General features: G+C 36.6%; 5 protein-coding genes. 4 read left to right on the top strand and 1 reads right to left on the bottom strand.

Annotation, left to right across the window (positions count from 1 at the left end):
• Window positions 1–274 precede the first annotated feature (274 nt).
• Window positions 275–2,368 carry a hybrid sensor histidine kinase/response regulator transcription factor gene (locus AC13EX_RS09260; RefSeq protein WP_482892450.1) on the bottom strand — a complete coding sequence of 698 codons (2,094 nt, stop codon included), beginning with the start codon at window positions 2,366–2,368 and terminating at the stop codon, window positions 275–277.
• A gap of 305 nt (window positions 2,369–2,673) precedes the next feature.
• Between AC13EX_RS09260 and AC13EX_RS09255 the strand changes: the two genes are divergently transcribed.
• Genes AC13EX_RS09255 through AC13EX_RS09240 form a run of 4 tightly spaced genes read left to right on the top strand, consistent with a single transcriptional unit; the run spans window position 2,674 to window position 13,534 of the window.
• Window positions 2,674–3,570 (top strand): tail fiber protein, encoded by an 897-nt coding sequence (locus AC13EX_RS09255; RefSeq protein ID WP_482892449.1) that lies wholly within the window; start codon window positions 2,674–2,676, stop codon window positions 3,568–3,570.
• Window positions 3,571–3,580: 10 nt separating this feature from the next.
• The gene (locus AC13EX_RS09250; protein WP_482892448.1) at window positions 3,581–12,196 is read left to right on the top strand and encodes a LamG-like jellyroll fold domain-containing protein; all 8,616 of its coding nucleotides are present in this window, start codon (window positions 3,581–3,583) and stop codon (window positions 12,194–12,196) included.
• Window positions 12,197–13,120 carry a hypothetical protein gene (locus tag AC13EX_RS09245; RefSeq protein ID WP_240477812.1) on the top strand — a complete coding sequence of 308 codons (924 nt, stop codon included), beginning with the start codon at window positions 12,197–12,199 and terminating at the stop codon, window positions 13,118–13,120.
• A gap of 3 nt (window positions 13,121–13,123) precedes the next feature.
• On the top strand, window positions 13,124–13,534 hold the full coding sequence (locus AC13EX_RS09240) for a hypothetical protein (protein ID WP_482892447.1): 411 nt from the start codon (window positions 13,124–13,126) through the stop codon (window positions 13,532–13,534).
• The last annotated feature ends 293 nt before the right edge of the window (window positions 13,535–13,827 follow it).

Genomic DNA, 13,827 nt, shown 5'->3' with positions numbered 1-13,827 from the left:
AGTATCATAAAATTACCCATTAATGTTTATCCATATAACATTGAAAACTGAATCAACTCGGTGGATTGTTAGACTTTCAACGATAAGCAAATGATATTTCTTCAACTCTTTGGCTGATTTTGATGTCGATTTAGTTAAAATCTAATTCAGCTGTAAGAAGAAAAAGGGAGTGATCAGGAAAATAATCTCTTGTATTTTTTATTACTTTGACCAAAACCTAGTTCCATTGGTTAGGTACTTAGTTGATTTTTCTTTTATCGTTCAAAGCCACTTGCTAGAATTTAAAATTAGGCTTGCTGCCAAATCGCTCGTAGTATTTTTTTGAAAAATAGGAAGAATGTTTAAATCCAACCTCGAGAACAAGTTGTTTTAAGGAGTGAACCTGCCTATTTTCTAGGAGCATTTTAGCTTTCTGTAATTTAACTTCTGTTATAAGTTCATTAGGGGATAAACCTGTTTCACTTTTTATTTTTCTAAATAAAGAACTTGATGAAAGATTAAAATGCTCGGCAAGATCAGTTTGATTGATTTTACTTTTCCCGGATTGTTCAAAAATATATGCCTGTAATTTATCAATCCAATTGTTAGAATCATTTTGGGAGGGGTCTATTTTTTCCTCCAGTTGATACCTTGTACGTTTGTTGTTATTTATTAATGCATTATTTATCCGTATGATCAATTCTTCCTCTTCAAATGGTTTAAGTAAATAATCGTCGATACCAAGTCTTAAAGTAGATAATTTGATTTGGTTATCTGCCCTCGCAGTAAGCATCAAAATTGGAGCAGAATGTTGTATTGATTTAAGTTTTGATATGAATTCTAATCCATTCATATTTGGCATCATATAATCTGTAATGATAAAATCTACGACCTGACTCTTTATTATTTTCAAGGCTTCATGGCCATCTCCGGCTTCTAGACACTCATATTTACAAAGTATATCTTTAAGGTAGTGTCGCATGTCATAAGCATCATCGACCAATAAAATTTTAACTTTTTTATTAGTAGAAGAAAAACGTTCCAATAGCTCAAGTTTGCTTATTTCGCTATTTTTAACACGCTCTCTTTCCTTGATTTTCTCAACCTTAGGAAGGTGTATAACAAAAGTGCTCCCAACTGAAGGTTTGCTGGAAACCCTAATTGTTCCTCCAATTTTTGTAATTATCTCTTTGCTGAAAGCCAGTCCAACACCACTTCCACCTGATTTATTGAAAGAGTTGTTTGATTGATAAAATCGATTAAATATTAATTCTAAATCATTCTTTTCTATACCTATGCCATCATCCTCCACACCAATGATTATTGAGGTTTGGTTTTCCTTTAAGAATAGGGTCACTTTCCCTTTCTTTTCCGTATATTTTAAGGCATTCAATAGAATGTTATTAAGTGCCCGTTCCAGATATAGCTTATCACCCAAAACAAATTTTGGTGAGGTACTTGGATTTACCTTGAATGTTATTTGCTTTTGCTTAAATAAAGGTTCAAAAGAAGTAGCTATTTTCTTCAATAAATCAGTCAAGTTTATTGGATGTAAGCTCATGCTGAAATTAGTATCCTGCATTTTGGCTAAATCGATTACATCATCTACTAATTTTTTTATTTTATCAGCTTGGTTATTGAGCTGGGCCACGATGGACTGTATTTGAGCATCATTTAATTCGGAGTTGTATTTTTTAAGTTTATTGATTTGACCTTTGATAAGTGTCAAAGGGGTACGAACCTCATGAGAGACATTGATAAAAAACTGCGACTGCTGCTCATTAATATCTGCTATATTTTTCCGCTCTATTTCTAATGCAAGTTCACTTTTAAGATTTTCTTGTTTGAAATAGTAAACCAAAACAAATACGATTGCGAAAACCATGAAGATGAAACGATCAGGGCCGAAATAATTTTGTGGGTAATGGAGAAAATAAATATTGGGTATTATAAAAAGAACTAGGGACAATACAAATGAGGAAAAAATATAAAAACGATTGTTGGTAAACAAGAGAACAAAGGCAGGAGCTAAAAGGTATCCGGCTTCTAACATTTTACCGGATATAATGAAATTGGAGAACATAAAATTGCTAAAGTATACCAAGAAAAAAAATAGGGCAGTTGCCATTTTATTTCGGTTTATCCACTGAAGGTACAATACAAGTGAAATGCCTGCAAAATTGGCTAGATGGGTAAAGATATAAACAGGGGGCTTATTGGGTTCAAAAATTTCAGCAATGATTGAAGCCATTTCGATTAATATCCAAAATCCACAAAAGATATTCAAGAGCTTTATTTGCTTTTGTTTTTCTCTAGGTTTGTCAGGATCAAACCCGATCAATGAAATTGCTTTATAAAGGTTTACCCAATGTTGTCGAATTGTATTCAATTGTATTTAGGTGTTAAGTTATTGACCATTTTCCATTTAAAAATAGATATTATAAAATTTTTCCAACCGGTTTGATCGCAATAAATCAATACCAAACCTCCTCAAAGGTTAATTTGACCGGTTGATTACCCAAATTGACCTGTTAGTGATTCAGTTTGATTGATTTTTGACCTTTTCCTGATTTACTTTTAGGTGCGTTATTCCCATTATACTGCTTATAAATACCTAATAATATTTGGTTAAAAATTAGAAAGGAGGGTTGATAGTTCTCTTTTGTCTTGAATGTCTTTATTAAAACAATTACCATGAAAACTCAACTTATTCTCATTGTATTAATAGTATTCTCTTGTTCTTTTTCTTTGGCACAGACTTCTGCTGAAATGGCTGATATAGCGATACAAGGTATTGCAAGAGATGACAATAATACGGCTAAAGCAAATGCCCAAATTTCCCTTACTTTCGAGTTTTTTTATTTTGATAGCAATAATGGAAATGCTAAAGTTGAAGTTGGGGCTCCACAAACAGTAAGCCTAAATACTGATGCTTTTGGTGTATTTTCCCATGTTATAAGTCCTGCTGCTACCAATAATTCCATATTTGCTAATCAGCAAATCTATTTAAAAATTACTGAGGGGAATGTTCTTGTGTCAGAGGAAAAACTAAAGCACGTTCCTTATGCAATAGCAGCTAATAACGGGGTGCCGACCGGATCTATCATGCCTTTTGTTGGGGCTACAGCTCCAATTGGTTGGGTGCTGTGCGATGGACAATCTCTAACAAATATCAATGGGGCTGAAAATCTCATTGCTTTACTGGGGAGTACCAATGCACCAGATTTGAGGGCTATGTTTTTAAGAGGGGTAGGGGTCAACGCTGATGCCCAGTTTGCCGATAATAGAAGGGATGGTGGTGTAAATTCCACACAGCAAGATTCCAACATGGCGCACAACCACAGCGTGGATTTAACTACTTCTAATAATGGTGAACACTCACATCCCTTAAAGTTAATGAACAGGAAGTTTGTTAATGATGGTAATAGCGGTTCAACAGCGTTTAATATACAAGCCCAGGATGGAGGGGTATCTACAGTAAAAACCGATTTAAGTGGGATACATACCCATGCTGTTTCCGGAAATACGTCTTCTGAAGGAACTGAATCTCGTCCTATAAACTATGGGGTGAACTACATCATCAAATTATAATTTCAGGGGGATGAGAAAATTATTTCTTACACTGATATTGAGTATGTTGATTTCCTTCCTTTATGCACAACAGGAGGAAGGAGCCAAGGAAGTTACTGTCTCACAAGCCATACAAAATGAAGGTTTTACAATTCAGGTAGGGCTGCCTTTTTTAGGAACATCCAATAACACCACTCCAACAGATTTACGTTTTCCATGGGATGTACTTTACCTGTATGGTACTTTTGCAGAAGAATCTTTTAGTGTTTCCAAAGGTTATTTTGGAGATAAGATTTTGATAGAATGGCGACTTAGAAATAATATTAACAACATTACAAACATAAAAATTTTACGTAGAGAACTTGGAAGTAATGAAAATTTTCAACCAATAGCTGATATTACCCCACAGCCCTCCGGTACCTATGAAGACAAGTACGTGGATGGAGGAAAACTGTATGAATATAAAGTGTTGGCTGAAAATGTAATGGAGGATGAAGAGCTTTATACCAATTATATCACAGGTATAGGGTTTAGAAATCCTACTGCGGTCATTACCGGAAATGTTAATTTTGAAGGTGGAAATCCGGTGAAAAACGTAACGGTAGTTGCCGAATCGAGTGGGAGTTCCATAAGCTATGGGAGTAGTTTGAAAATCCCTTCTAACGCTAAGCTTGAGATCAATAAATTAAATAAACCAATTGATTCGTTGGCTACTTTACAGGCTTGGGTAAAACCGGACATCAATAGTCCTTATACTGATGATAATGGGAGCCCGATCAGGCTGTTTAGACTAACTGAGGCAAACGGTAATAATATAGATGTTAATGTCAGAGTAAAAATATTGGCAAACGAATTGGAAGTTAAAATAAAAGAGAGTTTGTTCCTTATCAAAAATGTATTTCCTTCTGGAGATATCGATGCCCGAGGTGATGATATTATGGTCCCTGTAGCTAATTTCAATGATTACTTTACTCATTTTACGATACAGTTGAGGGATGGAATGGCTCCATCCCTCTTTATCAATGGCCGCCCAATGACAAAGGAGTACCGGGATGCTGTACATAAAGCACGAGCCGAGATAGACCAAAATATAAATACTCCATCTTTAGAGATTTTCGAGACTACAAGTCTTATTAATTTTCAACAAGGGCAGGCTGTTTGGAACAAGGTCAGAATAGGTGGTGGAAAAACAGCTCTGATTGATGAAATTCGCTTATGGAATCGCATAGAAACAGCCGCTGATATCCGAACAGATTATAAAAGGTATATCAGTGGTGACGATCCGGGTTTGATAGTCTATTTAAGCGCCAACGAAAATCAAGGGGGATATGCCTATGATGCTTCACGAGAAGACTATACATATAATAGAAATCACGGTAAATTAGAAAATATCACTTTTGTATCTGGACCTGGTGCAATCCCATCTGCTAGTCAATTGGGAATCTTAGGGGTAACCGATGAAAATGGCAATTATCAGATTAATTCCATTCCCTACTCCGGAACAGGAGAATCATTTAAAATTACCCCTGTTTATGGACAACACAAGTTTGAACCCAATCAACAACTGGTCTTTTTAGGTCAGGGCTCAGAGGTGGTAAATAAAATTGATTTTATCGATAAGTCCTCCTTTATCTTTAAAGGAAAAATATTGTACGATACCAGAAAGGTGTTCCCTTCCTACGTAGAGGTAAATGGTGGAAATTTGTCCGGATTGAATGATGGAGATGAATATGTTACAGGTCCCGGAATTATCGATGAAAACTATAATCGATATGAGAAGCTTACAGGAGCAAATGCAGGCACTTATAATAAAGGTGAATATTGGATTAATTATTATGATGAGAACGACTCTACCAATTTTCGACTGGAACGCTATGCCAGTATTCCAGTCTCCGGAGCTACGATCTACATTGATGGACAAATCGTAATTGATGAAAACAATACACCTGTACTGTCGGATGAAGCCGGTAATTTTGAAATTAGTGTACCTATTGGAAATCATTTTATACGGGTTGAAAAAAATGGTCACTCCTTTTCTTACAATGGTAGATTTCCTGCTGAAACCGGTACTTTTAAAGAATTTTTTGAAGATGCTCAGGAGCCGGTGGTATTTATTGATGAGACCAGAGTAACTGCGGTTGGACGTGTAGTTGGTGGAGCAGTGGAAGCAAGTAAGCCAATAGGATTTGGTGAAAATGGGCTTTATGTAATCAACGATACAATTGAAAATTTTAAGCCCATTCCTTTGGTTGTTAGTTCGAAAAATAATATAGGGGTGGCTAGTTTTGCGTTTCAGTATGATCCACCAGGTGCCGGAGGTGTCACCGATTACACAAAATTTAACTTTAAAACGAATAGCGAATCCGGCGAGTATCGTGTTGAAGTGATGCCATTGAATTATGAAATTGAAGGGGGAGATATACCAGGCTTAACAATTTCCAGTAATGAGAGCATTAATTCAGCTATAATTGGAACATCAAATGAAAGTATAAATTTTTCAAGTATTCCACCGCTTTTAACTCCGGAGTTTATTCTTCCAAACAATGATATTTTGGAAGGGGTACCCTATCATTTTGAAAAAAGCTTTGTGTACCGTTCTACGCCAGTATTGCGTGTCATCGACCAAACTTCAACAGATTCACTACAGTTTTTTAATGCAGATAGTAGTGAGTACTTTATAAGCACTGAAGGGTTAACCCACCCGGCAGACGCTAGTAAAGTGGTATTGATTTATGAGCAGGCTGCAAGTTATGCCATAACCCTATCCACATTTGAAAGATACGTGAACATGGATGGAGACAGTATAATTGAAGATGTTGTGCCAATTATAGATGGGGAATTAAAAATCAATAATAATTTAGCAATTTTAGGCTCTGAAGAGATCGAAAAGGATACAGTAGACAATAGTATTTCCTATTATTCGTTTCAAGGGGGTGTTCCCAATACTACGTTCCCATATACACGCAGTTTGGATATACAGTATGTTATTGGGGGGATTTCTTATCCGGCAGAAAATTATATTCCTGACGGGATTATACTAGGAGGGGCTCCTGATGGGACTTCTGCTCCACCCCTTACAGTAGCTCCTGAAATCCCGGATATTATTCTCCGAGACCCTCCCGGATCCAACAGTTTTGCATCCATAGAGGCAGGTCAAACCTTAAGTTTTACCACAGAATCCATGTCCACCTTATCCGGAGGGCTTTCTCAAACCTTAAAATTAATGATGGGAGGAGCTGTTACCTTTGTTGGGGGAGTTCCGGGAGCCTCGATTGAGGTGAAAACAGAAGTGGTCAATGACCTTACCGGCAATATAACGCTAGAAACTTCTTCTTCAGATGCTTTAAGTTTAACAAAAACCTATACGTTTAATCAGACCATTTCGACCAGTGATGACCCGGAATTTGTGGGCGCTGATGGGGATTTGTATATAGGGAACGCTAGTAATTATGCCATAGGATCTTATGATGACTTTAAAGCTGACATTGCACCGATTGGAGATCCGAATAATAATTATAGGTTGACCAATGCAAATGGTGATGACATTTATTTAAATAAGCAAAAAGCTATATATATAAATACTAAACCGACCAATACCTTTTTTGTGTACTCTCAAAAGTACATAATTAATGATTTAATACCTCAATATGAGTTAATTGCAGAAAATCTCAGAAATCATATTCCAGTAGAAGGCGCCAATAGTTTGTTTTGGTACGAAGAACAAATCAGGTTGTGGCGTAAGATTATTCTTGAAAATGAACGAAAGAAATATTTGGCTTTAAATGAATCTGATTCGTTGATAAAAGCTGCTGATGATTATTTAGATATTTATATGTCTGATTTAGAGAATGAATTAAATCGTTCAGATGTTGGTGTTCCTTACCAAGCGTTATTGAAGGAAAAACTTGACCTTGCCGCTAGGAATAAATCATTGGTAAACTCCCAATCATCCGGTAATATTTCATTTGATTCGGGTGTAGGCGAAGTAAGTAGGAGTGTAGAAACAGAGCTTATTAATTCCTCTTCTTTGGCTTATAATATTGAGTTGGAAGAAAGCTTGCAATATGATATAGGATTTGAAATTAATGATGCGTTAGGCCTTGTTTCTACCACTGTCTTTTCCTTGGCTCAAGATTTTAGTGCAGGTATTACCAAAGAAGAAGCTGAAACTACGACCTTTAAATATACCTTGAAGGACAATGATCCTGCAAACATTTTGAGTATTGATGTTTTTAACCTATTTGATGGTAACGGACCGATTTTCACAACTGTTGGAGGTAGAACATCTTGCCCATATGAGGGCAAAGAGTTGTCTCATTTTTATAATCATTCCTCCTATGATCCTGCTAACCCCATTGTTGCTCTGGCAGAGGCGGATAGGGAAACCTTAAGCAATGCAACTCAAAAGGCAGAAGATCCTCAAATTACCGTAGAGGTTGCAGAAATATTTAATATTCCGGAAAGCAATACCGCAGAATTTCATCTGTCTTTTCAAAATTCAGCAGATGCAACTAGTGATAATGCAAATTTTAATTACTTTGAGTTAATAATCGACAATACAACAAATCCTAATGCACCTGATATCAATGTATCGCCCAATGGAACCGTAATATTTGTCCCTTACGGACAAACTGTAGATTATACCTTGACATTGGATAAGAAAATTGCAGATGTCTACGATTATGAAAATATAAGGGTGGTTTTACAATCACTTTGTGATCCTGTAAACGTTTTTGATGACGTTTTAATATCGGCCCATTTTGTTCCAACCTGTTCTCAAGTTAAAGTAAGTGCACCTCAGGATAATTGGGTATACAATATAGATGCAGCTTATGATAATCATTCGGAACTTTCAAAGCCCTTGATGATTACCTTATCTGATTATAATCAGACATTTGATAACTTTAAAAAGATAGATTTAGAATACCGTTTAGCAACATCGCCAAACTGGACACGCCTGCATACCTACTACAATACGGAGTCATTTTACGATGAGGCTGTCGGGAATGGCGAAACGGAAATTGCGTTGATCGAAACACCAAACATTAATTTTCCTTTTGATATTGCAGGACTTCAGTTACAAGATGGAGTTTACGAAATAAGAGCAAGAAGTATATGTGAAAATGGTACAGTATATAATTCTGACGTAATTTCTGGAACGGTTAATTTAGAAGCCCCAAGGCAATTTGGTACACCGTTTCCTATAGATGGTATTTTAGGGGTGGGAGAAGACCTCCGGGTAAAATTCAACGAAAATATGTATTTCAATAGTGCAGTAAGCACCATTGAGATAAAAGGACAATCCAACCAACTGCCAATTGATCATAGTGTTTCTTTGTATTTTGAGGGGGATAGTAACACGGTAACTATTGAAAGCCCAAGGTTAGTGTCGGGAGATTTGACCCTTGAGTTTTGGATGAATAATTCCACTAAAGAAAGCACAGCTACAATTGTTGAACAAAAAGACGGGCTAACCATCAATTTGGAGGACCATGAGATATTTGTAACCCTTGGGGATATTACAGCCCATGGAACTATCGCAAATGACGAATTATTTCATCACTATACATTTTCGCATAACAATGAATTGGGAACGCTAAGTATATATGAGGATGATAGGGAAATAGGTGGGGGTGCCGGCTCGGCAAACACAGCATTTACAAATAACAACCCCTTAATTATTGGTGGAAATTCTTTCATTGGAAACATTCATGATCTCCGGTTGTGGTCAGTATCAAAAACTTTGAGCGATGCATATGCCGGGATGTATAGCAAGCTCCAAGGGAAAGAGGCTAATTTGGTAGGTTATTGGCCGCTGAACGAGGGACGTGGAGAGCTTGCTAATGATCTTGCACGTTTTAAACATGCATTAGTGAAAGCGGAATGGGATATTAAGCCTAAAGGGACTGCTTATTCCTTTAGTAATGGGCAATACTTGGCCTTGGATGATGTTGGTTTTGTTCAGTTGACCAATGAAATGGATGCAACTATTTCCTTTTGGATCAAAACAGAAACTCCGCAAGAGGCAACTATTTTCTCAAATGGAAGAGGAATAGGTGATGGCACACTAGAAGGAAAGGATCCGATCCAGTCCAACGGTTTGGCGAACAAATGGTCGATCAATATGAATACGTCCGGAGCTTTGTATTTGGCCAGTGAAGAAAATACCTATGTGTTAACCGCTGCAAGTGTCGCTGATAATTCTTGGCACCACATCACACTATTATTCAATCGAAATGGTGCTCTAAGAACCTACGTGGATGCCCAACAAGTATCCTCCAATCCAATGACTAATATAGGTGGGTTTTCCGGGGATAAGGTTTGGATAGGAGCGAGAGGATTTAGAGATCTAGGGAATAAAGAAACAGTGGACCGTGTTTTTACTGGGAAAATCGATGAATTTCGTCTTTGGAATACCCTTAGGAATGTTGATCAAATTTCTAGAGATAGGTACCATGAAATTGATGTGGAAAGTATTGGCCTATTACTTTATGCCAGAATGAATGCACCTAACACTGCAACTGATAAGGGGCCACTATATTACCACGTTGTCAGTGGTGGAGAAATGAGCACTTCCTATGGTACGATGAATGCCGGTGCTGTTAATTTTTCAAATGATGTTCCTGCCATAAAGCCTGAAAGAAACCTAATCAAATTTCAGGTGAATCATGTGATCAATGAAGATGAAATGATTTTGGAACCTGTGATTTCAGATTGGGCAGTGGTAGAAGGACAGGTATTAGACATTACCGTTCATCGAATGTTTGATGCTTCTGATAATATGCAACAATCCCCAATAACCTGGACAGCTTTTATACAAAAAAATGAGATGAGTTGGTTTGTAGACGGCCACAACGATGTTGTTGACCTTACCAAAATTGGTGAAGAAGCTACATTCTTTGAAATAAGCATCTTAAACAAAGGGGGGCAAACCCAGCCCTTTGCGATTTCTGGCATTCCAAGTTGGTTATCTTTGAGCAGTTCTTCGGGAACATTGTTGCCGGATAGTAAGGTAGTGATAACAGCTAGTGTTGATGAAGGTCTGGCAACAGGAGAATACATAGAAGACCTATATCTACAAACTGATTTCGGGTTAGACGAGAAACTACAATTGAAACTTAGGGTCTTAGCAGAAGATCCTGATTGGGTCATAGATCCGAATAGTTTTAATTATAGTATGAATATTGTCGGTCGAGTTAGCATAGATGGTGTTTATTCTGATGACATTTATGATAAAGTTTCAGCTTTCTCTAATGGTGAGCTAAGGGGCGTAGCGGACATGGTTTGGGATGAGGCCTATCAGGAATACTTTGTGTTTTTAACGGTCTATAGTGATTCGGCTTACAGTGATTTAATTAATTTTAAAATATGGGATGCTTCAAAAGGACAAGTTGTTCAGGCAACTTTAGATGAGAAGTTGACGGTTACTTTTAATGAAAACACCATAATAGGCACTCAGACTAATACCTCAATGTTTGAAAATTCAGGGGTTGTAGAGCAAATAATACAATTGAATCAAGGATGGACATGGTTGTCTCTAAGTGTTGAGGATCAAAATTTTTCAAATTTAAATGTCTTAACAGAAGGAATGGTTTTAGAAACGTCGGACAGGCTAATGAGCAATAGCCCCTCGAAATTAGAAACCTACTTTAAAAATGAGAATTCTCCTGAATCCAGTTCATGGAATGGTGAAATAAGTGAGCATGGCGGTTTATCTACTTCTTACATGTATAAAGCGAAGTTTAATAATCGACAGGATTTAATTCTTTCCGGTTCTTCTGTCAATTTAGATTCATGGAGTTTTCCTATCAAGCTCAATTGGAATTGGTTACCCTATCCTTTAAAAAACAATGTTGCATTGAATGAAGGCCTGTCATCTTTCGATGCTCATGAAGGGGATGTTATTAAGTCTCAAAATCAATTTGCCATATATGATGAGGTAAATGGTTGGAGTGGTACTTTAAATTATTTAGAAGCCAATAAAGGTTATATGCTGCGATCTAGTCAAGAGCAAATATTCACCTACCCTAGGTTTTTATGGGATTTCTCTAATTCCCGAATGTCGAATCTTGAGATTCAAACACCGGAGGAAGTGATATCGGCTGAATTTGCTAGATTTTCGGCCAATATGAATGCAGTAGTGTTGTTACCCGAAGGCTACCACGAACTGTTTGCAATTGATGATAAGGGTGATTTAAGAGGAAAAGCAGTAAACCAAGTGATTGGGAATCAAAATTTAAGTTTTATTACTGTTTTTGGGGAGACCAATAAGGAGTTAACCTTCTATATAGGTGATGGTGAGCGCATGATTCCTACCCACAAAACTTTCCATTTCACTTCAAACAATGTGCTTGGAACGGTAGAAAATCCGGTAGTATTAGGGAATGAAATATTGGGTGGAATTAAAATTTTCCCCAGCCCTTTCAAAGAGGAATTGCAGATAAAGCTAATTTCCAATCAGGATGATTTTATCAATATCCAATTGTTTAATACGTTTGGTCAGTTGGTAAATACTTATGGGAAAAGTATAAATAAAGGAATTAATACACTCATACTTAACCCCGATGTGGGGAGTGGGCTTTATATTCTGAAGATTAAATTCAAGAACACATTCCTACCTTATACTTTTAAGGTTATAAAAGAATAGATGATGAAAGGATCAATTATTAGGCTGGCAATACTCTTTTTTATCTGTACAAATGGTTATGGGCAAGAGCCTGAATGGGTGGTAGAGGAAAATAACTTCGAATATACCATGTCATTTGTCTCATTCTTAAATATTGACGGTCTTAATTTAAATAGTACGAGCGATAAAGTTGGTGCATTTGTAAATGGAGAATGTAGAGGTACTACCAATTTGATTTATGTGAAAAGCAAAGACAGGTATTATGCGTATTTTAATGTGTTTTCTAATACCCTAGGTGAAACCATCCATTTTAAGGTTTATGATTCTGAGAAAAATCAAGTAACAGATATATCCGAAACAGTAAAATTTGAAACCAATGCCTTACGCGGTAATTTATCGCAGGCTTTCAGTATTGCAAGTCCTGCGCTAAATAATGAAGCGCAATTACTTGACTTTAGTTTTAAGGATATTGAAGTAGTGAATAAAACTGAAAATGACCAAGAGATGGTTCTTTATCTTAATAATGGGGTTAATCCCACCTTACTAAAAGGTGTTTTTGAATTAAGTGATGGTAGTAAATTATTCCATAGAGGTCAACAACTAATCTCGGGTACGAGTGTGCTGGATTTCTCAAGTCCTGTATACCTGGATGTTTTATCACAGGATGAATCAATGAAAAAGCAATGGGTAATAAGTGTACGTTATACCACAAGATCAAGCAGTATAAAAATATACAAAAAGGATGCTGTTTGTTACAATGGAGGAGCCATCAAAGTTGTATCGGATCTAAATGGAGGGGAAATTATTTTATTTAAAGACCAGATTGAATATGCAAAATTGCCTATTGTCAATGGGGAGGTGCTTTTTACGGATTTACTGGCCGGCGATTATCTATTGAAAACGGGTGATCTTGAAAAAAACGTAGAAATAATTTTAAAAGAGTGAGTAATGAAAATTGCAAGAAATATATTTATACTAATTTTTTTGACCATTTATTGTGTCAGCTGTATTAAGGAGGACAATACAGGTCTTTTAGGGAATGAAGAAAGGTATCACCCAATTGGAATTAAATTTGTTTATGAAGATGGAACTGAAGTGCTAGATTCAGATTGTATTTCTCCCGATATTAAATACGCCGTTCAGATCGAAGTTACAACAAACAATAACCGCAATACAAACGCTTCAAAAATCGAGTATACCATAAATGGGTCACCTTACAGTATGTCGTTTATGGAGGAAGGGGTAAAAAGTAATCCGGTGACACTGGTAAATGGCAAAAATATTGCAGAATTAGTGAAAACAGCCGTATCTACAGAATTGACTTACGTTGAACAAGGTGATTTTCAATTGATAGAATGAGAAGGAAGAAGGCCTTTTTTCTAAGTTTCTTCGATTAATTAAAGACTTTTAAAAATGTAAACCAGTATATTGAATCTGGGTAATGATTTAGAGGAATTCCGTACTATTGGTTGGCCAAATGGATTTAGTTTTAAATTTAACCCGAAATATCCAATAGACAATCTATTACGTGCTGAAATCGCTTCAAAATCAGCCACTTCGTTGCTGTTTTCAATTTCACCATAGCGGTGCTATGCTAAAATCTCCAAACAGCCTGATTTTCTTGCGATTGCAACACTTCCCGTAAACACGGG

The sequence above is a fragment of the Cyclobacterium sp. L-R genome, from assembly GCF_056859355.1.
This window is presented reverse-complemented; position numbering and strand designations above follow the sequence as displayed.